The organism is uncultured Arcticibacterium sp. (assembly GCF_964021845.1).
Taxonomy (GTDB): Bacteria; Bacteroidota; Bacteroidia; order Cytophagales; family Spirosomataceae; genus Arcticibacterium.
Map to the genome: position 1 here is coordinate 276,051 of NZ_CAXHZC010000005.1, position 21,708 is coordinate 297,758.

General features: G+C 37.8%; 19 protein-coding genes. 5 read left to right on the forward strand and 14 right to left on the reverse strand.

Annotated elements, in window-relative coordinates:
• Positions 1 to 108 precede the first annotated feature (108 nt).
• Both AADJ06_RS15660 and AADJ06_RS15665 read left to right on the forward strand, forming a co-directional pair.
• Entirely contained in the window at positions 109 to 1,203 is a 1,095-nt protein-coding gene (locus tag AADJ06_RS15660; RefSeq protein ID WP_341227422.1) for an acyl-CoA desaturase, read from the forward strand.
• Between the two features lie 148 nt (positions 1,204 to 1,351).
• Positions 1,352 to 2,230 carry a hypothetical protein gene (locus tag AADJ06_RS15665; protein ID WP_341227423.1) on the forward strand — a complete coding sequence of 293 codons (879 nt, stop codon included), beginning with the start codon at positions 1,352 to 1,354 and terminating at the stop codon, positions 2,228 to 2,230.
• Between the two features lie 22 nt (positions 2,231 to 2,252).
• Here AADJ06_RS15665 and AADJ06_RS15670 read toward each other — a convergent pair whose 3' ends face one another.
• The 4 genes from AADJ06_RS15670 to AADJ06_RS15685 all read right to left on the reverse strand — a co-directional run bounded on the left by AADJ06_RS15670 (position 2,253) and on the right by AADJ06_RS15685 (position 8,841).
• Positions 2,253 to 4,682 carry a glycoside hydrolase family 95 protein gene (locus AADJ06_RS15670; RefSeq protein WP_341227424.1) on the reverse strand — a complete coding sequence of 810 codons (2,430 nt, stop codon included), beginning with the start codon at positions 4,680 to 4,682 and terminating at the stop codon, positions 2,253 to 2,255.
• Between the two features lie 18 nt (positions 4,683 to 4,700).
• Positions 4,701 to 5,651 carry a DUF1593 domain-containing protein gene (locus AADJ06_RS15675; protein ID WP_341227425.1) on the reverse strand — a complete coding sequence of 317 codons (951 nt, stop codon included), beginning with the start codon at positions 5,649 to 5,651 and terminating at the stop codon, positions 4,701 to 4,703.
• A 6-nt stretch (positions 5,652 to 5,657) separates the two neighbouring features.
• A complete protein-coding gene (locus tag AADJ06_RS15680) occupies positions 5,658 to 7,709 on the reverse strand; it encodes a glycoside hydrolase family 20 zincin-like fold domain-containing protein (RefSeq protein WP_341227426.1) in 2,052 nt (683 codons plus the stop codon).
• A gap of 223 nt (positions 7,710 to 7,932) precedes the next feature.
• A complete protein-coding gene (locus AADJ06_RS15685) occupies positions 7,933 to 8,841 on the reverse strand; it encodes an alpha/beta hydrolase (protein WP_341227427.1) in 909 nt (302 codons plus the stop codon).
• Between the two features lie 364 nt (positions 8,842 to 9,205).
• On the opposite strand from AADJ06_RS15685, the gene AADJ06_RS15690 reads away from it, so the two are divergent.
• On the forward strand, positions 9,206 to 9,646 hold the full coding sequence (locus tag AADJ06_RS15690) for a hypothetical protein (protein WP_341227428.1): 441 nt from the start codon (positions 9,206 to 9,208) through the stop codon (positions 9,644 to 9,646).
• 73 nt (positions 9,647 to 9,719) lie between these two features.
• Here the strand turns inward: AADJ06_RS15690 and hxpB are convergent, their stop codons facing one another.
• Genes hxpB through bshA form a run of 4 tightly spaced genes read right to left on the reverse strand, consistent with a single transcriptional unit; the run spans position 9,720 to position 14,662 of the window.
• Entirely contained in the window at positions 9,720 to 10,385 is a 666-nt protein-coding gene (gene hxpB, locus AADJ06_RS15695; RefSeq protein WP_341227429.1) for a hexitol phosphatase HxpB, read from the reverse strand.
• Between the two features lie 6 nt (positions 10,386 to 10,391).
• On the reverse strand, positions 10,392 to 12,173 hold the full coding sequence (locus AADJ06_RS15700; protein WP_341227430.1) for an ABC transporter ATP-binding protein: 1,782 nt from the start codon (positions 12,171 to 12,173) through the stop codon (positions 10,392 to 10,394).
• Complete coding sequence (locus tag AADJ06_RS15705) at positions 12,170 to 13,486, reverse strand: NAD(P)/FAD-dependent oxidoreductase (RefSeq protein WP_341227431.1); 1,317 nt, start codon at positions 13,484 to 13,486, stop codon at positions 12,170 to 12,172. Before AADJ06_RS15705 ends, AADJ06_RS15700 begins: the two co-directional genes overlap by 4 nt.
• Positions 13,487 to 13,522: 36 nt before the next feature.
• The gene (gene bshA / locus AADJ06_RS15710) at positions 13,523 to 14,662 is read right to left on the reverse strand and encodes an N-acetyl-alpha-D-glucosaminyl L-malate synthase BshA (protein ID WP_341227432.1); all 1,140 of its coding nucleotides are present in this window, start codon (positions 14,660 to 14,662) and stop codon (positions 13,523 to 13,525) included.
• Between the two features lie 160 nt (positions 14,663 to 14,822).
• Here bshA and AADJ06_RS15715 point away from each other — a divergent pair, with 160 nt between their 5' ends.
• Both AADJ06_RS15715 and purN read left to right on the forward strand, forming a co-directional pair.
• Positions 14,823 to 15,671 (forward strand): geranylgeranylglycerol-phosphate geranylgeranyltransferase, encoded by an 849-nt coding sequence (locus AADJ06_RS15715; RefSeq protein WP_341227433.1) that lies wholly within the window; start codon positions 14,823 to 14,825, stop codon positions 15,669 to 15,671.
• Between the two features lie 25 nt (positions 15,672 to 15,696).
• The gene (purN, locus tag AADJ06_RS15720; protein WP_341227434.1) at positions 15,697 to 16,269 is read left to right on the forward strand and encodes a phosphoribosylglycinamide formyltransferase; all 573 of its coding nucleotides are present in this window, start codon (positions 15,697 to 15,699) and stop codon (positions 16,267 to 16,269) included.
• On the opposite strand, the gene AADJ06_RS15725 is transcribed toward purN, so the two are convergent.
• From AADJ06_RS15725 to AADJ06_RS15750, 6 genes are all read right to left on the reverse strand, one after another.
• On the reverse strand, positions 16,262 to 17,095 hold the full coding sequence (locus AADJ06_RS15725; protein ID WP_341227517.1) for a DUF4422 domain-containing protein: 834 nt from the start codon (positions 17,093 to 17,095) through the stop codon (positions 16,262 to 16,264). The genes purN and AADJ06_RS15725 overlap by 8 nt on opposite strands.
• Positions 17,096 to 17,121: 26 nt before the next feature.
• The gene (locus tag AADJ06_RS15730; protein ID WP_341227435.1) at positions 17,122 to 17,883 is read right to left on the reverse strand and encodes a rhamnan synthesis F family protein; all 762 of its coding nucleotides are present in this window, start codon (positions 17,881 to 17,883) and stop codon (positions 17,122 to 17,124) included.
• A gap of 272 nt (positions 17,884 to 18,155) precedes the next feature.
• Positions 18,156 to 19,049: a sugar phosphate isomerase/epimerase family protein gene (locus AADJ06_RS15735; protein WP_341227436.1), complete on the reverse strand. Its 894-nt coding sequence runs from the start codon at positions 19,047 to 19,049 to the stop codon at positions 18,156 to 18,158.
• Positions 19,050 to 19,065: 16 nt separating this feature from the next.
• Complete coding sequence (locus AADJ06_RS15740) at positions 19,066 to 19,860, reverse strand: SDR family oxidoreductase (RefSeq protein ID WP_341227437.1); 795 nt, start codon at positions 19,858 to 19,860, stop codon at positions 19,066 to 19,068.
• Between the two features lies 1 nt (position 19,861).
• Positions 19,862 to 20,887 (reverse strand): zinc-binding dehydrogenase, encoded by a 1,026-nt coding sequence (locus tag AADJ06_RS15745; protein WP_341227438.1) that lies wholly within the window; start codon positions 20,885 to 20,887, stop codon positions 19,862 to 19,864.
• Positions 20,888 to 20,918: 31 nt separating this feature from the next.
• Positions 20,919 to 21,611 (reverse strand): orotidine 5'-phosphate decarboxylase / HUMPS family protein, encoded by a 693-nt coding sequence (locus tag AADJ06_RS15750; RefSeq protein ID WP_341227439.1) that lies wholly within the window; start codon positions 21,609 to 21,611, stop codon positions 20,919 to 20,921.
• Positions 21,612 to 21,708 lie beyond the last annotated feature (97 nt).

The following is a 21,708-nucleotide window of genomic DNA, read 5'->3' on the forward strand; positions in this document are numbered from 1 at the left end:
TATCCCAGTTTTTCTTTTGAAACATTAACAATTATAAAAGCCCAAAGGGGGTAGACTATCTTTCTTATTGCCTACTTTGTAAACTTCATAACAAACTAAAGAACAAGAATGAGAGGAGAAGGAGTGAAATTTAACATCCGAAGTAAGCCCGAATTTTTCAGAGAAGTAGTAAAAAGAGTCAACTCTCACTTTAAAACCAATAATATTTCTAAGCATGGAAATGCGGGTATGGTTTTTAAAACCATCTTTATGTGTGGCCTGTACTTTATCCCTTATGGCTTTATATTAAGTGGTATGGTGCCTTCAATGGCTGCTAATATGGGGCTTTGGGCTTTGATGGGTTTTGGAATGTCGGGCATAGGATTGGCGGTGATGCATGATGCTAACCATGGTTCGTATTCTAAAAATAAAAATGTCAATAGTTTTGTTGGGCTTATTATAAATTTTGTGGGTGGATATCACGTAAACTGGAAAATTCAGCATAATGTGCTTCATCATACTTTTACAAATATTCAAGGTTTTGATGATGATATCTCAAAAAACAATTCCTTAAGGCTGTCGCCGCACCAAAAACACCTTGATTTCCATAAGTTTCAGATTTTCTATGCTCCATTCTTATATAGTTTACTATCGCTTTACTGGTTCTTGGGAAAAGATATAGAGCAAACCATCAAATACGGCAAAGAGAATTTAGTACAAGAGCAAGGGATTTCAGTAAGAAGAGCGGCTTTAGAGATATTTTTTGCAAAATCCCTTTATCTTATAATTTTCATTGTGTTGCCAATAGCCCTATCAAGTATAGTATGGTGGCAAACGTTATTAGGATTTTTACTAATGCATGCCATTTGTGGTCAAGTGTTAGCTTTGATTTTTCAATGTGCACATGTGTTGGAAGAAACAGATTTCTTTATTCCGGATGATTCAGGAAACTTGGAAAACAGTTTTGCTATTCATCAAATGCGAACCACAGCCAATTTTGCCAATGGAAGTACGCTCTTCTCATGGTTTATTGGCGGACTGAATTATCAAATAGAACATCATTTGTTTCCTAACATTTGCCATGTCCACTACAAAGACATTTCAAAAATTGTGAAAGCTACCGCATTAGAATATGATGTACCTTATAATCACCACAAAACGTTTTATGGAGCGTTGAAGAGTCATTTTACGGTATTGAATAGGCTTGGCGTGGGGGCTGTTTAGGTTATTTTTCAATGGTGCTTTTGAATGATTTTTTTTTAGTTTGGCTTCGTGCTAGTTTTTTTTTTAGCAAAGCCTTATTTTTAAGTTCAAAAGCACTGTTCACTATACTTTAGGAGTCCATTTATGGTGCTAAAATCTACATCTCAAAATGAAAAATAGCACATTAATATACTTGATTTTCGGAGTATCCCTTGTTCTTACATCTTGCAAGGAAAAAGATATTGGTCCCTTTGTAACTATTAAGAATGTTGATTTCGAGAAATATCTTGTAGACGAGGGACTTGATTCAGATGGGATGGTTAATGGGAGAATTTTAGAACTAGAAATACTAAGTATAGACAGTTTGAATTATCAAAGTTTTCTATCAGAGGATATGCAGGCCGATAGAGCTCATTTTAGACATTTAAGCTATTTGAGTTCTAATTTTGAAATTGGGTGGCAAGATTTAGAGCAGTTTACAGGCCTAGAAAAACTTCATCTTAGGGGAGGTTATGAAAATAGCGGAAATGTGGTTCTAAACATCCCTGGTTTACAGGAATTAACATTTCAATCATGGAAAGTAGATTCGCTTGACTTAAAAGATTTGGAACATTTGAACTATTTGTCGATATCAGATTCTCGTGACCTAAGACAGATTAGCCTTCCAAAAACACCTTCTCTAAACTATTTACACATTGGAGGTTCACGGATTAAAGAGATAGATTTTGCCTGTATAAATAGGTCGTCGTGGCTTAGAGAAGTGAATTTCTCAGATAATCTTCATATCAATTCAATGAATTTTGAAAATTGCACAAGCCTTCAACGCGTGTACTGCACGGGTAATACTTATTTGAAACATCTAGATGTTTCTGATGCAAAGAATTTGACTGAATTACATACTGAAGGCAGCTATATAGATGAAATATGTGTGAGAGATTTAGAACAAGCTGAAAAGCGAAATGGCCTTATTCTTTATTATGAGCATACTATTCCGAAGTATGCCTTTACAAAGGCTGATAAAACTAAATATGTTGAATGTTCCGAATAATTATATTCTCATAGATATAGCCTCAATTGACAAAACTAATTCTGCTGTCTTTATCTATATCAATAAGTTGGTCTTTTAATCTTACCACAGGTTTTAAACCATTTTTGCTAGTAATGGTAGCTTTAACCAAGGCTCCATCTTCCCAAACGATATCTAAAGTATAGTCACCTCTGGCTTTGACGCCACTAATTTTTCCTGTTTTAAACTCTTCAGGGAGTGCTGGCAATAGGTGAATTTCATTCAAATGACTTTGCACTATCATTTCTGCTATACAGCCGGGCAGTGCGGCAGAACCATCTAGTTGCCAATTACAATGCATGCCATCTTCTTCTGTATGCATTTCTGGTCCGCCTTGGCCGCTGTAAGGAGCATGTTGGTAAGTAAGTCCGTTTTCAAAACCCTCTTCTGTGAGCATCTCATTCATGATTTTTGAAGCTCGCTCGCCATCCATAAGCCTTGTCCAAGCCCACATTCTGTGAGCTCTTGCCCAGTTTCCTCCAGAGGCATCTTCTTGCTCCATATACCTGCCATCTCCACGCATGTCTAAAGATTTTTTAGCGGCTTTCGCAAATTCTGGGTTCAGCGTAGGGTGTATTTGTTTTCCGGGTGCCACTGCATATAAGTGAGCTATGTGCCTATGATGTGTTTCAGGATTGTCAATATCTTGATACCACTCTTGCAGCTGTCCGTGTTTTCCTATTTTTAAGGGAAGTAGCTTTTCTCTAGCTGCTAAAAGCGAATCTGCAAAAGCATTTTCGTTTAAGATTTTGGCCGCTTCAGCGGTATTGGTAAACAAATCCCAAAGCATTTCCATATCTTGATAAACACCGGGTAGGTTGTACTGATAGTCTTCACTTTCAAAATCATGAAAGGCAGGATTTAGGCCATCTTTGGTCATTAAGGCTCCATGTTCTGCCGAAACTGCTGGGCTGGTAATGTTGTAACCTTTATAAGGCACCATGTTTTGAAGCCAAAAAGTGGCTTGTCCTTTTAGTAGGGGATATGCCTGGTTTTTTAAATAAGCTTGGTCTTGACTAAAGGAGTATTGCTCCCATACATGCTGACAGTGCCACACGCCGCCCATAGGATACATGCCCCACCTAATGCCTCCAATAGGAGCAGCATGGCCCCAAATGTTCCCTATACTATGGCTCACCCAGCCATCTGTTCCGTAAACGCGATTAGCTATTTCTTTTCCTGAAATACTTAGGTTTTCAATCCAGTCAATATAAGGCTGCTGACATTCTAATAAGTCTAAAGGTCCGCTAGACCAGTAAATTTCCTGCACGTTTATGTTACTTTGGTAATTTCCTGCCCATGGAGCAAAATCAAAAGCATTCCAAACGCCTTGTAGATTAGCAGGGAGTGTCCCCGGCCTAGAAGAACTTATTAACATATATCGGCCTAAATTAAAGGCCATTTGTTTGTAACCAACGTCTTTACCACTGGCTTTTAATTTCTCAAAACGCTCATTGGTCGGTAGTTTATCTAATTCTGGATTAGTTTCTAAAGCTAGGTTTACTCGCTTATAAAGGCTCTGATAATCTTTAATATGGTCTGTTTTTAAAGCTGTATAACCTTTAGCAATGGCCTTATCTAAAACCGCTCTATTTTTTGATTCAGGAGCTTCGCCAATGTACCTCGGGTATTCCATTTTATAGTTGGTACTCATGGTAACATAAAGCTCCACAGAATTGGCACCTCTTAGGGTAAGTTTGTCTCCTTCTTTGCCTAATACGCCACCGTCATTTTTAACTTCAATTAATACATTGAAAGGGCGTTCGTTGCCATTAATAAAACCTTTAATTTCAAATACATTGTCTTTTATGTCAACAGAAGACGTTTTTTGAATGATGCTACTGCCTAAGTTTAGGTCAATGCTGTTTTCTTTGTTGGCAGTGTATTTAAGTACTAAAACTTTGTCAGGGTAGGAGCAGAAGTACTCCCTATCGTATTTAGTTTCTGCTTTTTGATAAGTTACCGTACCTAATGATTTGGCTAAGTTTAGCTCTCTTTTGTAGCTGCTATATTCTTTGGTATCGTTTGGGAACTCTATTTTTAACTCGCCAATACTTGTGAAAAAGCCATACATTTTGGTATCTCCCATAAACTCTTCCATCATTAGTTTATCGGCCTTTGGTATGTCGCCATTTACCACAGCTTCTCTAATTTTAGGAATACTAGCTTTAGCTTTTGGATTCACGCCTGCTTTTTCCCATTCGCCATTTGCGGGAGCTCCTGTCCACATGCTGGCGTCTGTAATGGCAATTATTTCTTCGTCTACTCCACCTAAAAAACTTGCTCCAAAATATCCATTTCCAAGATGCATGGCTTGGCTGTTCCAGTATTGACCAGGATACTCAAACCAAAGTTTTTCGTTTTTACTTTCTTGTATTACCTCTCTGTTACAGGAAAATAACAAAAACAGTAGACCAAATTTCAATAGTTTCATAATAGGGTTCCGAATGGTTTAATTTTCAATCCAAGACATTCTTATTGCCCAGTCGTCTAGGAATTGTTTTCTAAATTTATTTACAGTTTTAGCTCCAGCTTTATCGTTCTCATAAAGAGAATCTACAGGGTTGTCGGTCCAAAAATTGGCACCATGGTCTGTAGGGACAAAAGCACCACCCCAACTTTCAGATTCAGGATTATTTGGGTCTCCGTTTAGTAGATAAAGTAAAGAAGGTGTATCACCCATTTTTATATCTTCCTTTTTTTGCCAAAACAAATTCCCTAATGCTCCGTGGTCTTTTAAATGAGTTTTCGGAAATGAAACGTTTGAGTAATCATCTTCTTTAAATCCACCCATATACATACCTCTAAAAGTGGTGTTGTTTTCTATCCACCATAAATCTGGATGTGCATTATAGAGGTAATTTCGTGAACTAGTGTCCTGCACTGTATTCCATGAACCAATAGAGTAAATTCGAATATTTTTCTTTATGTCAGGACTAGCATGAACGGCCTGTGCCACATCTGTTAAAGAGCCCCATGCCAGTATATAAAGTGGCTCGTTAGAAAGTTCTTTGGCTTGGCTAATAATTAGCTGTGCTCCTTCACTTAAGTTTTCTGGCTCCGTAGTAAGTTGAACTTCTGTAGATCCTTGTTTGGTGATGCTATATAGGTACTCAGGCATAGGGAAATCGTCATTATGCATGAGTAGTTTTTCATAGTCATGGGCATAAGCCTCTATCACTTCATCAATGTGCTCTTTTCTGCCTTCATACGGTGGCGAACTTATGAGCCCTTTTAAGTTTAGCCGGTCGGCATACATAAAAAGGTGAACCATAGACTGATAGTCGTCAGGGTCGCTGCCGCCAATATCCGTACTGATAATGACATTTGGCCTTTTATCTTGGCAGCTAATCATAGAAAAACTTACTAGTAGTATTAGAAACGAAGTTTTAATAGTTTTCATTTTAGCCTAGTACGTTTGTGAAATTTTATCAAACAGTAGCATTTCAGCGTAAAATTGCCAATCAAAATTGATGCTTTGATTAGCCAAATGTGCATGATGGTCTTGGTCTAAAATATAGTCGGCGGGCTTGTTTAAGTTTCTGGTTTTGCTGTAAACGGCTTCCAGTTCGTTTCGGACTTTGTTAAACTCTTCTTCAAGGTTTTTGACCTTACTCAAACTTCCTGCTTCGTTATTACTATTGTCAAGCTCTTTAAAGGCCATTAACACTTTTGCGGGGTAAGCGGTTAGTTCATTAACTTGCTCATATACCTCAAGCGTATAAAGGTTTCTGGTGGTCATTGATTTCATTTCATCTATTTGGTCTGCCACTTGCTCATAACTTATCAGTATTTCTTCTGCTTTGTCAAGCCTTTCCTCGTTTTCAGAAGTCCAAGCACCCTTGTTTTTTAAGTCTGGTAAAGAAATGACGCCTTCCTCTAGCGGGTTCTCCATTTTTTTGAGGTAATTCCTTTTATTTCCTTTCAACAGAATGTTTTTCCAAAGCCCTACTTGAATTTCTAAATCGTCAATAAAAGCATATTTAGGAGCACTTAATTCATGCGAAAACTCACGCTGCCTGTGGGTAGTTTTTATTTCCTCTATAGTTCTTTTATCACCTGCCCAAGAGTATTCTGCAAAAGCAAGAATGCCACGCATATACAGTTCAAAATGTGGGGAATCATCGTCCCAAAGTGTTAATAGGATTCTGTTAAGATTGTTGTCAATAGAAGCATTAACAAATGACCTGATATTATTCATGTTACTTTCTTGCTGTGGCATAAGCACCCATCTAGTTTGTCCTGCGGTGGCTCCCATTACTTGTAAATCATGGTCAATAAACCATTTCATGGCCTTGCTATTACCCAGAGCGTCAGAGTTACTGTAGTTCCATCGCATATAAATGCAGTTTTTAGGAAGTTTATCTACAAAGGCAGCCAGTTTGTGTTCATTTTCAGCCCAGATTTTATCTATCTCTTCTTGGCTTAGGTCTGAGTCAAACATTGAATCATAAACACCGGAGTCTTTAAGTGGCATGTCATCCCAAAAAATAGGAATTCGGTTATTTTCTTCGGCAAATTTGCAAACCTTTTCCAGCCACATGAGCTGAAGGTCTAAAGATGTTTTTCCGCTGTTTCTACCTGTTGTATGTACTTCATCGCCACCAATGTGCAGGTATTTGCCATCTGGTAAAGCTGCCAAAGCGTCTCTATAAAGGTCAAACTGTAGGTCGTACGTTTTAGGGTCTAATGGATTAAATGCCCAGTCGTTTTCTGGGTCGTCACGTAGATGCTTATACTTCTCATGTTTTAATATGAAAGAAGCATGGCCAAGTCCTTGAATCAAAGGGCTTATTTTAATGTGTCTTTCAGATGCATATTTGCTTAAAGCTTGCCACTCTTCTACAGAAAGGGCATCTGCCGAAGAAACAGTTGGTTGGCTTTTATATTCAAGTTTGTCTTCAACTTCCGCAATTATCGCATTGACTTTATAGGCGGCTAATTTGTCAATTATCGCATAGTAATAGTCAAGTGTTTCTCTATGATGCTTCATGTCTAAATGCACTGCACGGTATGAAAGTACCGGATAGTCTTTAATGGTGCATATAGGAAGGTTAACCTTCTGGTCTTTGGCGTCAATTAGCAACTGCTCTAAGGTTTTAAAAGCATAAAACAGTCCTGCTTCATCTTTGGCTTTTATTTCAATTTGATTCTCTGAAATATCTAATTGATAACCGTCTTCACTTAGGTCTAAAGTATTGTCAATAGCATAGGTGATTTGAGCTTCGGCTTTATTTGGAGTAGAAACTAGGTCACTTAAAACATTGCTGACTATCGGCATTTTAACAGCATCTAAAGCGTAAATATTTTTAAGACTATTATGGGCTAGAGCACTTACTCCCTTAATTTCGAATTCTTGTGGTAAAGGCAGAATTTTAAAGTCGCCCGTTCTCTTAATAGGTTCGCATGAAGCGATAATGATACTGAGAAGAAGGAGAGAATAACCGATGTATTTTTTCATGAAATTATGTTTAATTCGGGTTTGATATTAGCGTTTACAAACGTCGCTGTTTATTGGTCTGCTATTTGATTTTTTTGTAACAATTTTGGCTTTTAATGGCTGAAATGCCACTAAAAAGCTTAGCTGCGGAACCTTACATTTGGACTGGTTTACGCACAGGTCCTTATTAATATTATAACCCGCTGAGGTAGGTTTAACTAAACTTTTTAATTTAAAACTCACATTATTTAGTGATGTACTCACTTTTTTGCATCCATTGAAATAATGGTTGCATCCACTCCGACGGAGGAATTGACAAGACAAAACCATGATCTCCCTTAGGGAAAAGGTGCATTTCGGCAGGTATTTGATGCTTCACTAAGTTTTCATAAAAACGTAGACTGTTAGCTACCGGCACTAGGGTGTCGTCTCCAGTATGAGTTAGCCAAGTAGGAGGGGTGTTTTCGTTTATTTGTTGGTCGTTTGAAAATAGGTCTAGCTTTTCTTGACTAGGTTTTTCCCCTAATAATAGCCTTTTAGAGCCGCCATGTGCTAAACCATTTTGCATGCTTATTACAGGGTAAATTAGTATCATGAAGTCAGGGCGAAGAGAAGTATTATTTGGATTGGGAATGTATGACTTATTGAAGTGAGTGCCTGCCGTTGAGGCTAAATGCCCACCGGCAGAGAAACCCATGATACCAATGTTGTTTGGGGCAATGTTCCATTCAGCGGCACGCTCTCTTACTGTTTTTATAGCTTGTTGGGCATCCTGCAAAGGTCCTATAGAAGTATCATGCATTATAGAGTCGCTCGGTAGTCTATATTTTAAAATAAAGGCAGTTATGCCCTTTCTATTAAACTCTTTGGCTATTTCTGTTCCTTCTTTCCTATAGCTTTCCATTGCATAGCCTCCTCCTGGGCAAATGATTACAGCAGCTTTTTTGTTGTTTGATTTTTTGGGGCTATAAACCTCTAATGTAGGTTGAGAAACTTTCCAATACCCCACTAAGAGGCCGTCTTTTTCTCTTTTCTCCTCTTGCATTTTGTAGGGCTTGCTGTTTGGTGTTTCACCAGAGTAAAGCGGAATTACTTCTTGGGAGTGGGCAGCGAAATGATATAAGAGAAAGGTAAGGAATAGGATGTTTTTCATGCTTAAATTTTATAATAGGGTATCGTAGTTTTAAAATTAGCAAAGAAATTGACAAGGATAGGTATGTGAAGAGGAAGTTTGCCCAGCTATAAAAAAGAAAAAGCTTCCGAAGTTTCGGAAGCTCTTGTCTAACCCCTAAAATAAACCACTATTTTAAGATTTTATATAGCTAGGTTTTTAACCCATGTATAATCTGTGTTGGAATTACATGCATATAACGCAGGGAGGGTGGTGAGATGTTGTATAAAAACTGATATTTTATTTAACGGCGGTTTCATTAACAATCGTTAACAATAGACAAAGCAAACCTTCCTAGCCAGGGGGCATCTAAGAGGCATATATTTCAATTTTAACAATTACAATTATGAAAAAGCTAATAACACTAATCGCCGTAATGACCATGATAGTAAGTACTAGTATGGCACAATATCAAAACAGGAATAACCGAGGAGGAGATGTTCTTGCGAGTACCAAGTATTCAAAGAATTATGGCAAGAATAATAAAAGCAATGCCCGCGAGATAAATTCTTTTCAGAGGCAAGCCCGCGAAAGTATAGCACAAGGAATAGTGGCAGGTACCATTAATTCTAATGAAGCTAAAAGGCTTTTAGAAGTAGCGGAAAGAATAGAAGCAAAAGAAAATAGATTTCTAAGAAATGGCAGATTGACAGGGCGTGAGAGCAATGAGCTTAAAAGGGATATTGATTCTTTGAATAAAATGATAAGAAGAGAGATACGTGACAGAGATGTGGCCAACGTAGACAGGAATAATAGATATAGCAGAGGAGTGAATTACAGAAGATAATTCAGACGAAAAGAATTGAGTAATAGTTTTGAGTAAATGTTAAACGGGCAGCCTTCTGGGTTGCCTGTTTTTTTTATGCCTGAAACAAATCAGGAATTTCCTCTAAAGAAGTGATTTTAAGGTTGGCAAGGTCAAACTTACTCTCCTCAAACTCTTCTTTGGCCGGAACGGCAATAACCTGTGCTCCTGACGCCACAGCACCTTTTACACCATTAAAAGAGTCTTCCAATATCAGGCAATGTTCTATGGGCGTGTTAAGGTTTTTAGCTACTGTTAAGTAAACGGCTGGGTCAGGTTTATTGAATTTTTCTAACTCAGCAGAATGGTAAAACTCGTACTTATCCATTAAATTAAACTTTTCCAAGACCATTTTAATCATGTCCATTGGAGATGCAGAGGCAAGACCAATTCTATAATTGCGGGCCTTTGCCCATTCTAGCGTAGTTAATACCCCTGGCATTATTGGGGCAGTTTCTTTTATGGCTTTGGTGGCTTCTGCAAATAGTTCAGTTTCCACGGCCATGAAATCAGGATTTTCCCAAGGTTTTATGGCGTACCAATATTGAATAACATCTTTGACTGGCTTTCCAGTAGTTTCAATGCACTGTTCGGTACTTAGATTTAAGCCAACTTTGCCAAAAACTATTTTCTCAGCAATATGCCAGCAAGGTTCTGAATTCACCACTAAGCCATCCATATCAAAAATGACAGCTCTTACTTTTGTAATATCAATTGACATAGTTTTTTAGGCTTCTTCTGTGCTTAATTGTTTGTCGTATAGTTCTTTATAAACACCATTTTTGGCTAAAAGTGCTTCGTGTGAACCTGCTTCTACTATAGCCCCTTCGTCCAAAACTATAATGTTTTGAGCAAGCTTTGCGGAACTCACCCTATGAGAAATGATGATAGAGGTTCTGTCCTGCATGATTCTTTCCAAATTACCCAAAATGATATTTTCGGTATTGGTATCTACAGCAGAAAGGCAATCATCTAAAATCAATATTTTTGGTTCTCTCACTATGGCTCTTGCTATAGAAAGACGCTGCTTTTGACCACCTGAAAGTGTAACACCTCTTTCGCCTATTTGGGTGTCAAAACCTTGTTCAAAGTCTATAATGTTTTGATACAAATCCGCATCTTTAGCAGCTTGCTCTATGGCTTCGTGTTCTATTTCGGGACTACCAAACCTTACATTATTAGCTATGCTATCTGAGAATAAGAAAACATCTTGAGGCACATAGCCCATTTGAGACCTTAGGTTTTGAATATTGTAGTCTTTGATGTTTCTATGGTCAATGTTGATATTACCAGAGGTGGTATCATACATTCGGAGGAGCAAATTAGCCAAAGTACTTTTACCAGAACCTGTGGTTCCTAAAATGGCCACTGACTCGCCAGGGGCTATACTCAGGTTAAAGTCTTTTAAGGCATGAATGCCAGAATCTGGATATGTGAAGTTTACTTTTTCAAAAGAAATGGCTCCTTGAATATCCGCGGTAATGTTTTTCTCCGAAACTATATCGTTTTTTATCGCTAGGTATTCATTGATTCTTTCTTGAGAGGCAGCCGCCTGCTGAATTTGACTGGTGGTCCAACCCAAAGCTATTAAAGGCCACGTAAGCATAAACACGTACATGATAAATTCAGTAATATTTCCTGGCGTAAGAGTTCCTGCTATAATTTCCTGCCCACCCACAAAAACACAGATAACCGTACTCAAACCTATCAAGAACATTACCAGCGGGAAAAACATAGCGTCTATCTTGGTAAGGTCTAATTGCTTATCGCGGTACATGTTGCTTTCCACTTTAAAACGCTCCCAAGAGCTTTTTTCCATAGCAAAGGCTTTCAAAACTCTTATTCCACTGAAAGCTTCTTGAACGTAATTTGAAAGTTTAGATAGGCTTTTTTGAATTAAAGCAGAGCGTTTGTTTACTCTACTACTCACCATGAAAATACTTATGGAAAGTATAGGCATAGGCAGAAGAACCCACCAGGTTAACCTAGCGTTTACAGAAAACATATAGCTCAAAATAAGCACTACTAAAGTTACCATGTTAAGTAAATACATGATGGAGGGGCCAATGTACATTCTAACTTTTCCTACATCTTCAGACACGCGTGTCATTAAATCTCCTGTGGAATGCTGCCTGTAAAAGCTTAAAGGGAGGGTTTGATAGTGTTGGAAAATCTCGTTCTTCATGTCGTACTCTATATGACGTGACATCACAATCAGCGTTTGACGAACCAGAAAAAGGAAAAGCCCTTTTAAAATGGCCATGCCTAAAATCAAAAAACCGTATACACTTAGGCTATATATGAAAACGTCATACATGCTATTTTGTATTTGCGTGCCGCTATACATAAAATAGATGTCGATATTTTCTTTAACCAAATCTAATGCGTGACGAACCACCTGTGCTGGCACCACACCAAAAATATTAGAAATAAGCGTAAAAAGGGTACCTAAAATAAGGTACCACTTATATTTTAAAAGATATTTATTAAGATGAGCTAAGCTTTTCATTCAGTCTTTTGAGTGCTGCTAAAAATGTTCTTTTTGCCAAACTTCATTATTGGCTTTATAATTAAACGGAGCGATTGGTCGTACGTTACATAATTCCACACCCAGTTTATGAAAATCAATACTTTGTTTTTTACGCCAAGGATGGAAAACAAATGTACCACCATCCATACATACCAGGCAAAAGTGCCTTGGAAACGCCAAAATGGAAGGTCAACCACTGCTAAATGTCTTCCGACTGTAGCCATAGAGCCTAAATCTTTGTATTTGAATGGCTTGGTTTTTTCTCCTTTAATTAACTGGTGAAGATTGTCCGCCAGTAATTCTCCTTGCTGAATAGCCGGTTGAGCTACCATAGGATGGCCATAAGGAAGCTCATCAGAAGTCATTTGGGCTATGTCGCCAATGGCAAAAATGTCATCATAAGAGGCTACTTGGTTTATTTCATTCACTTCTAAGCGACCATTTCTGGTATAAGAAGTTTCATTCAAGCCTTCAATCTTGTTACTCTTAATTCCTGCCGCCCAAACCACATTATTGGTTCTAATCTTAGCTCCTTTGTTAGTGACTGCATATCTACCGTCAAAATCTACTATTCTTTCGCCAATCCTTAATTCCACACCTAAGTCTTCTAGATAGTCTTTTCCTTTGTCTGCCGCTTGGTCTGACATACTTGGTAAAACACCTTTGGAAGACTGAAAGAGATAGATTTTCATGTTTTCAAAATCTAACTCTGGGTAATCCTTTGGAAGGATAATCTTACGCATTTCTGCTAGTGTACCAGAAATCTCCACACCTGTGGGACCACCACCTACCACTACTACAGACATCATTCCCTCTTGTTCCTCTCGCTTGGGTTCAGAAAGAGCCTCTTCAAAGTTTTGAAGCACTCTGTTTCTAAGGTAAATAGCTTCCGATATAGATTTCATTGGCATGGCATTCTTTTGAATGTTTTCCATGCCATAATAATTGGTATCGGCACCCATGGCTAACACCAGGTAATCGTAATTTATAACACCAATGTCAGTACTGAGCTGCTTTATGTTAGTGTCAACAGCATTTACAGAGGTAATTCTTATATGTGCATTGCTATGATTTTGGAAAACCTTTCTTAATGGAAAGGAAATAGAGCTAGGCTCCAAACCAGCCATGGCTACTTGATAAAAAAGCGGTTGAAACTGGTGGTAGTTGTTCTTGTCAATAAGCACCACCTGCATGTCTTTTTTGCAAAGCTTTTGAGCCAAAGCCAATCCTCCAAAACCAGCTCCTACAATTACAACTCGCTTTTGATTAGTTTCTGGAATATTTGCAAACATAGACGGGTATCTGTTTCTAAACTTTATTGCTTTGTTTTATAAGTCGGCTGCGGCTACTTTGTCAATTATCTTTTGATAATATGCTTCGTATTGTGGTACCACATTTTTGATATCAAATTCTTTTGCTTTTGCCAAGGCATTTGCCTTAAAAGTGTCCAGGTTTTCGTCAGCCAGTACAAATAACGCATTTTTTGCCATATCATCAATATCGCCAATTTCACTCATAAAACCTGTTACTCCCTGAATATTAACTTCTGGAATACCACCTGCATTTGATGTGATGATAGGTACTTGGCAAGCCATGGCTTCCAGTGCCGCTAGTCCGAAGCTCTCTTTTTCAGAAGGCATAAAAAACAGGTCGGCTACGGAAAGTACTTCTTCAATAGCGTCTAGTTTCCCTATGAATCTAATGTCGTCGCATAGTTCCATGTCTCGGCACATTTTTTCCATTTTGACCCTTTCTGGTCCATCACCTATCAGGAGTAGTTTGGAAGGTATTTTTTGTTTAACAATACCGAAGGTTTTTATAATGTCACCTATTCTTTTAACTTTTCTGAAGTTAGAGATGTGAACCAAAAGTTTCTCTCCTTCAGGACAGATTATCTTTTTAAAATGGTCTTTCTGCTGTTTGTGAAAACGCGTCATGTCCACAAAGTTCGGGATAACCTCTATCTCGTTTGTAATGTCAAAAGTGCTAAGTGTTTCTTGTTTTAATGAATCGGAAACAGCTGTTACACCGTCAGATTTATTAATACTGAAATTAACCATTGGTTTGTAGGTTCTATCTCTTCCTACCACCGTAATATCGGTACCGTGTAGGGTAGTCACTACAGGAATGTTGATACCATGTGTTTTTAGAATTTCTTTAGCTAAAAAGGCTGATGTAGCGTGCGGAATGGCGTAATGTACATGGAGCAGGTCTAACTTTTCATACCTAACCACATCTACCATCTTGCTAGCGAGAGCCGACTCATAAGGTGGATATTGAAAAAGAGGATAATCTGAAATGTTAACCTCGTGGTAAAAAAGATTTTCGTTAAAGAAATCTAGTCTAATGGGTTGGGTGTAGGTCATGAAATGAACCTGATGCCCGTTTTGAGCTAATTGTTTTCCTAGTTCTGTGGCTATCACACCACTTCCACCAAATGTGGGATAGCAAACTATTCCTATTCTCATTTTTTTTGTTTTGAGCCTTGAAGATTAATGAACTTGCGATTAAATAAATAAGTTCTTCATCTATTCACGCAGTACTAACGTCAGAGGACATTCAATTAATTCCAAGAATTGCACGTTAGTCGTATTAAATTATCAATTTCGTGTTTTAAATCAATATCTAATGCTTCTAGTCTTAAAGTTTCTTGAGCTTATTCGCTGGAAAAACCTGCTGATTATTGTGCTTACGCAATATGCCGCTAAAGTCTTCTTAGTAGGGAAGGGGCAAGGAGTAGTAGAGGCTGTTTTAGATGAAAAACAATTTCTGATTACCCTTTGCACAGTTTTGGTAGCTGCCGCAGGTTATATTATTAATGATTATTTCGATATTAAAATAGACCAAGTTAATAAACCAGAAGAGGTGGTGATAGGTCGTTTTATACGTCGGAGACATGCGATGTTTGCACATCAATTTTTGAATATTTCGGCTGCCGTCATTTCTTTTACCATCAGTTTTAAGGTTTTTATAATTAATGTTTTGGCCATGACTTTACTTTGGGTTTATGCCAGTGTGTTTAAGAAAAAACCATTTATAGGTAATTTTATGGTGGCTGGGCTTACAGGTGCATCTTTGGTGGTGATGGCCGTTTACTACACAGATAATGATTTACTCATTAATATTTACGCTCTTTTTGCTTTTGGAATCACGCTTATTAGAGAGATAATTAAAGATATAGAGGATATAAGAGGCGATAAGAAGTTTGGAAGCACCACGCTTCCAATTATTTGGGGAATCAGAAGAACCAAGTATTTGCTTTTTATATTTATGTTTTGGTTTGTTACTGCTGTAATTTCTATGGGAGTGGCTCTGCAAAACAAGAAACTGCTTATAGCTTTTGTTCTTTTGGGTATTCCCTTCTTTTATATGGCATATCGTCTTTATTTTGCAGACAGAAAAAAGCATTTTGCTCAGTTAAGCTTTTGGTCCAAAGTGGTGATGATTTTGGGAATTTTGAGTATGATGTTTGTTTAAAAATCGGTTCAATTTAACGTTTCATATGACTAAGAAAATTGCAGTTTTTGCTTCAGGTGGTGGGTCAAATGCAGAGGCCATTGCTGATTATTTTAAGGGTAATGAGGAGGTAGAAATTAGCTACTTTTTGACTAATAAAGCAGATGCAGGAGTTATTAAAAGAGGGCGAAGGTTAAATATTCCTACGCTTGTCTTTTCAAAAAAGAACTTTAATGAGTCTGAACAGATTGTAGATTTTTTAAAATCTCAAAACATAGATTTGGTAGTTTTAGCAGGCTTTTTATGGCTGATTCCAAGTTCACTTATTAAAGCTTTTCCAAATAAAATCGTTAATATTCATCCTGCCTTATTGCCAAAATATGGTGGTAAAGGCATGTGGGGGCATCATGTGCATGAGGCTGTGGTGGCAAACAAAGAAACTGAGAGTGGTATTACCATTCATTACGTCAATGAAAACTACGACGAGGGCGAAACCATCTTTCAAGCAAAATGTACCGTTTTGCCAGAAGATAAGCCTGAGCAAGTAGCTGCCAATGTGCTTAAACTAGAGCATTACCATTTTCCAAGAGTGATTGAGGAGGTTTTGAAGACTATTTAAGAGACTTCATTTTCTTGAACTTCTTAAAATAAATTAGCGGAAGCTCTCTATAGTTTATCTGATGGTGCTCTATCCAAATGGTGATAAGGCGTTCTGATAAGAAACCAAAAATTCTTTCTTGGTAGCCTGTATATTTATGGAGGTCAAATGCCTTTTCTAGCTTAAAAAGTATATCAAAAAGCCAGGTCATTAGTTCATTAAAAGCATCATACTTAAGAATGAACATATTATTAGCAAACAATCTGTTTCCTTCTAATACCTTTTCAAAGCTTGTCATATAGGCTGGATAGTCTTCTTTTAGAATTCTTTCGATGGCCTTTAAATCTTCCAGATTATGGTAACGTCTATAATGCTCTTTTATACTGTACTTAAACTTTCGCCTGGTTGGCATGATGGCCTCATATTCATTTAGAATCTCTTTTATTTCCGCAGGACTAAGTATTTTTTCTTCCCAAAATTTAGGATTTCCTGTGTATATAAGGCCAAAACGTTTCTTATGAAGCCCTATCAAATAGTATGAAAGTCGTTTGAGTTTGTAGAAAAAAGGCTCAGAAACTGCCGTGAAGTGCCTTCTATAATGCGTGCTTCCTATAATATCAGAGTTCTCATTTTTCCATATCCAGTATAAACCAGTTAGTTCGCTGTAATACTTGTTTTTAGCAGAGATATTATCTCCGGTATCGTCTGTTTTAAAACCATGCTCCGCCGGTCTGTTTTGGTTACCAACCAACAAGTTAACCATTTCTTCTCCTTTGGAGAGAATAGGGCTTGGACGAAAATGGAAGATGAATATTTTAATATTGCAAAAGTTTTTGACTGCAAAAATGCTTCAATTTTTTGATAAAAGGGCATTTATTTAAATGGCAATATTCGTTTTAAAAATGATTTTTTAACCAAACTACGGTTTCTCTCCAGTTCTTTTATTACCAAATCACTCTTCCATTCTTTCGGTATTTTGGCCTTTAATAGGTTTTCCCATTCTACTCTTTGTTTGCTAGAAAGGTCATAAAATACTTTCTTCTTTAGTAATGGGTAGCCTTGATTAATTAATTCTTTTGGTTTAATATGGGCTAGATTTTTAGCGTAATCATTTGCTGTTTTGATATAAGTATAAGACTTAAGTCCGGCTTTTAAGAGATGTTGGCTAAAACCAATTTCCCATTTGTTGATAATAGCTCTCCTTAAAGCTTTTTGATTTTCTTCTTTAAAAACAGAGTCAACATCAAAGTAATCTAGAAATATAGAAAGAGCCTTAATGGCTGATTCATTCAACACTATAAAATGACTTTGAACATGATAATTATTCTCGTGTGTAGAGAACCAAGGCTTTTCGTTTGAATCTATTAAACCCCAAAAGTCCACGTCTTGCTTTCTGCCATCTTTAAAAACATTTTCTAAATTATTTATTAAAATATTGCTGTCGTTAACAATAGTTATTTCAGAGTATGTATTTAAACGTTTAGTAATTGCAAATTTGTAAAACATGCCAAAGTCATAGCCTTCATTTTTTTCAAAATGCAGATGAACATTTTCTTTGAAATCCGCTATTACATCAATGTCTCTTTTATTTGTAAGTAATCTTACCTCATCAAAATGAGTAGCAAGCTCATTCACATAAATCTGAACATTATGTGGTATACAGTTCCGTTCACTATAGTGAATGAATACACAAATGGAATTTTTCTTTGTTGGCACGACTAGTTTATTTCTGGTAGATATGGTTAGGATGCTAAAATTGTCACTATCCTTTAAATCAATTTTATGCAATATTGATTTAACCTACGCTAGTCTAGCCCATTAAGTTTTGCTTTTATTTATTATTCGGTAGGTAAGAACCACTGTTTCTCTCTTATTTTCGTCAAAATGGAGCATTACTTCTTTTCAGTTTATTGAAAATCAGGCCAATATTTTTTAATTTTTTTTCTTAGAAAGGAAACACTTCGAGCTAGCTGCTCCATGCCGTCTACACCATCTTCAATACTAATCCATCCATCAAAACCTACTCTTTTAAGCTCAGTGAAAATAGCGTCATAATCATTTAGACCTTTTCCTATCTCGCCGTGGCTTAGTCTTTTTGCGTAACCTACAGAGCCGCCCTCTTCGTTTTTTAAGTCTTCTATAGTTCCAGAAATTAAATATCTATCGCTGGCGTGCATAGTCACTACTCTGTCAGAAACTCTGTAGAGTAACTCTAGCGGGTCTTCCCCTGCCAGAAAGGTGTTGCTAGGGTCGTAGTTTACACCAAAATTTGGATGGTCTATCTTATTAACAAGGGCACAGAATACGTCCATTTGCTGAGCAAATTCGGGATACTCCCAAAAGTCGTCTTTGTAGTGATTTTCTAGAATGAGGGTAATGCCTTTTTCTGCAGCTAATGGCAAACAGGCTTCTATGCAAGAGGCGGCTAAAGACACGCCTTCGTCAATACTTAGTTCTGGTCTTCGCTGTCCGCTTAATACTCGGCAGTAAGAACCACCAAGAATATGTGTCATTTGAATCCATCTTTTCTGTTTTTCTATCTCTTTCTCACGAAAAGCAGCTTCAGGATGGGTGAAATCAGGAGAACAGCATAACATAGGAATTGTTTTTCCGTGGCTTTCTACTTCTTTTCTGAATTTAGGCCAGTTGCTTTCGTCTTCCATTTCTAGAAAACCGGCATACCATTCTAAACCACTAATATCTAATTTTACGGCAAGTTCTATCCATTCAGAAACCTTCATAGTACCTTCTTTACAGAGTTCTTGCATAAAGGCTTTTGGGAAAGCTGCGAGTTTGGGCATTTTTTTATTTTTTAGTTTAATTATGAGAACCGTTCCAGGTTTTTGGTAAGTTTCTTCCAATCATGGGAAATTGTTCCCAATCAAATATTTGAGCACTAAGCGGCCCACAATCATCAGAAATTAATAGGCAAGCGGCAGCCGCTATTTCTTCTGGTTTAAAAAGACGTTTAGACGGAGCGAAAATAGAAGGAAGTTCTTTATACCAATCGTCTTTCATGCCCTGTTGAGATTTTATGTTTTTCTCATTGTCTGTCAATACCCAACCTGGGTTTATTTGATTTACTCGTACTCCTTTTTCTCTAAAAAGGCTGTCGCCCAAATTCCTTGTCAAAGTCATTAAAGCTCCTTTAGAAATACTGTAGGCTAATAAATCAGGTTCTCCACCCCAAGCATTGATAGAACCAATATTTAATACGCATCCCCCGCTTTTTGATAGTTCTTCTGTAGCGGCTCGAATAATAGCCAAAGGTGCTATGGTATTAACTTCTAAAATGTTTTTGAGAAAAGTGCTATCTGTTGTTTCTAGATTAGAAGATGCTATGGTGGCAGCATTATTTATAAGAACGTCTATTTTTTTATAAGCTTCAAGGGCCTTTTTTATCAGTAGGCTTGGAGCATCAGGGGTAGTAATGTCAATGGTAATGGCTAAGGCATTTTCAGTCCCGAGCTCTTTAACTAGTTCCATTCCTAGCTCGTGGTCAAGGCCATTTAGTATTACTTTTCCTCCTTCTTTAACCACCATTTGGGCTATGGCTTTGCCAATACCGGTATAGGAACCCGTAATTAAGACTACTTTATTTTTCAGTCTCATGTTAAACGGGTTTTAGTACACTTTTAATTACTTTTCCAGCGTGCATTTGTTCAAATGCTTCATGCCAGTCTGTGGTTTCCCATACACCACCAATAATTGGTTTAACATCTAGTTTTCCGCTAGTAAGCAGGGCAATCACTTTTTCCCAAATAGGCCAGTTATGACTGAAACTTCCCTGAAGTGTTACATTCTTTTGGACTAAAGCATCTATTGAAAAGTTTAAGGGCTGTGGTCCCCAACCTACTTTCGTAATTTGACCTTTAGGTCTAACTAGATCAAGAGCTATTTTAAGGGTTTGACTAATACCGGCGGCGTCTATCACGCAGTCGGCACCAAGTCCATCATATTCGGTTGCCCAAGGTTTTGCATCGCCAATAATAGTGGTGAAACCATAGCTTTTAGCTGTTTCTAACCTGCCTTTGTCAGATTCTAAGCCAACCAAAGCTACATCTGCACCGCATAGCTGAGCCATAGCAGCACATAATATACCTATAGTGCCTGGCCCTAAAACCACCACACGGTCTCCTGGACGAATATTTGAGTTCATGACCACGGCATTGTAAGCTACAGAGCATGGCTCTGTTAAGCATGCTTGTTCAAAAGGAAGGCTGTCAGGTACCTGATGGAGGCATCTAGCGGGTACTTTTACGTATTTGGTCATGGCACCGTTTACACCATAACCAAAACCCTTTCTGTCTGGGTCGAGGTTGTAAAGGCCTTGTTTATTGAGTGGGCTTGCTTCATTAATTTGTGCGGCGGTTTCACTTACCACTCTGTCGCCCTCTTTCCAGTTGGTGACGTTTTTTCCAAGTTCAATAATTCTTCCGCCAAACTCATGGCCAAGAACTACCGGATAGTTTACATGCCAACTATGGTCTGAAGTCCATTGATGTAGGTCGCTACCACAAACGCCTACATTTGCTACTTCTAGTAAAACGTCGGTTTCTCCTATGATTGGTTTTTCTATTTCTCTTATTTCTACACTTCCTTGTTTTGAAGAAAAATTAACAACGGCTGCTGATTTCATTATAGTAATTTATGGTTTTGGGTTGAATTTATTAGACATTGCCGTAGGCATGAATTTTATCACAAATAAGCCTTAATGAGCTCTCCAAGTCTCCGGAGGCTGTTTTGAATGCATCGGCATCAATAGTTAAAGGAGCACCAAGAACTACTAATGGAGCTCCATAAGACGGACACGCTATGGCTTGCTCTAGTGATAGGCCGCCAACCGCCTGAACGGGTATATTGACAGCATTTACTACCTCTCTTAATTGGTCAAGAGGATTTGGCATTTTAAGACCTTGGGCCGCTATGCCGCGTCTTTCGTCGTAGCCAATATGATGTATCACGTAATCACAGCCTAAATCTTCTAAACGCTTAGCTCCGGCTATCATGTCTGGGCAACCTAGGTTGTCTCCCATTACTTCTACGCCGTAATCTTTGCCTGCTTTTACCACCACTTTTATAGTTTCTTCATGGGCTCTAGCCATTACTACCACGTGTGTGGCTCCAGCTTTTGCCATCATTTCGGCTTCTAAGTAGCCACCATCCATGGTTTTTAAATCTGCTACTATAGGTATTTTGGGGAAAGCTTCTCTAAGCTTTCTGACACCATGGAGGCCTTCGGCCAAAATTAAAGGAGTGCCGGCTTCTAACCAGTCTACGCCAGCTCTTAGGGCTAGGGCGGCGGTTTCTAGGGCTTCATCAATATTAGTTAAATCCAGGGATATTTGGACTATTGGTTTCATGGCTTTATAGGAATAGGTTGAATTTTATTAACACAGATAATTTAATAGAAATAGAATTATTTCCTGAATAATTATCAGTATTTGATATGAAAGTAGG

Excerpts from the sequence above, each read along its gene's own strand:
- AADJ06_RS15660 (WP_341227422.1), top strand. The coding sequence starts at position 109 with ATGAGAGGAGAAGGAGTGAAATTTAACATCCGAAGTAAGCCCGAATTT.
- AADJ06_RS15690 (WP_341227428.1), top strand. The coding sequence starts at position 9,206 with ATGAAAAAGCTAATAACACTAATCGCCGTAATGACCATGATAGTAAGT.
- hxpB (WP_341227429.1), bottom strand. The coding sequence starts at position 10,385 with ATGTCAATTGATATTACAAAAGTAAGAGCTGTCATTTTTGATATGGAT.
- AADJ06_RS15740 (WP_341227437.1), bottom strand. The coding sequence starts at position 19,860 with ATGAGACTGAAAAATAAAGTAGTCTTAATTACGGGTTCCTATACCGGT.
- purN (WP_341227434.1), top strand. The coding sequence starts at position 15,697 with ATGACTAAGAAAATTGCAGTTTTTGCTTCAGGTGGTGGGTCAAATGCA.
- AADJ06_RS15700 (WP_341227430.1), bottom strand. The coding sequence starts at position 12,173 with ATGAAAAGCTTAGCTCATCTTAATAAATATCTTTTAAAATATAAGTGG.
- bshA (WP_341227432.1), bottom strand. The coding sequence starts at position 14,662 with ATGAGAATAGGAATAGTTTGCTATCCCACATTTGGTGGAAGTGGTGTG.
- AADJ06_RS15670 (WP_341227424.1), bottom strand. The coding sequence starts at position 4,682 with ATGAAACTATTGAAATTTGGTCTACTGTTTTTGTTATTTTCCTGTAAC.
- AADJ06_RS15705 (WP_341227431.1), bottom strand. The coding sequence starts at position 13,486 with ATGTTTGCAAATATTCCAGAAACTAATCAAAAGCGAGTTGTAATTGTA.
- AADJ06_RS15735 (WP_341227436.1), bottom strand. The coding sequence starts at position 19,049 with ATGCCCAAACTCGCAGCTTTCCCAAAAGCCTTTATGCAAGAACTCTGT.
- AADJ06_RS15675 (WP_341227425.1), bottom strand. The coding sequence starts at position 5,651 with ATGAAAACTATTAAAACTTCGTTTCTAATACTACTAGTAAGTTTTTCT.
- AADJ06_RS15750 (WP_341227439.1), bottom strand. The coding sequence starts at position 21,611 with ATGAAACCAATAGTCCAAATATCCCTGGATTTAACTAATATTGATGAA.
- AADJ06_RS15685 (WP_341227427.1), bottom strand. The coding sequence starts at position 8,841 with ATGAAAAACATCCTATTCCTTACCTTTCTCTTATATCATTTCGCTGCC.
- AADJ06_RS15680 (WP_341227426.1), bottom strand. The coding sequence starts at position 7,709 with ATGAAAAAATACATCGGTTATTCTCTCCTTCTTCTCAGTATCATTATC.
- AADJ06_RS15665 (WP_341227423.1), top strand. The coding sequence starts at position 1,352 with ATGAAAAATAGCACATTAATATACTTGATTTTCGGAGTATCCCTTGTT.
- AADJ06_RS15745 (WP_341227438.1), bottom strand. The coding sequence starts at position 20,887 with ATGAAATCAGCAGCCGTTGTTAATTTTTCTTCAAAACAAGGAAGTGTA.
- AADJ06_RS15715 (WP_341227433.1), top strand. The coding sequence starts at position 14,823 with ATGCTTCTAGTCTTAAAGTTTCTTGAGCTTATTCGCTGGAAAAACCTG.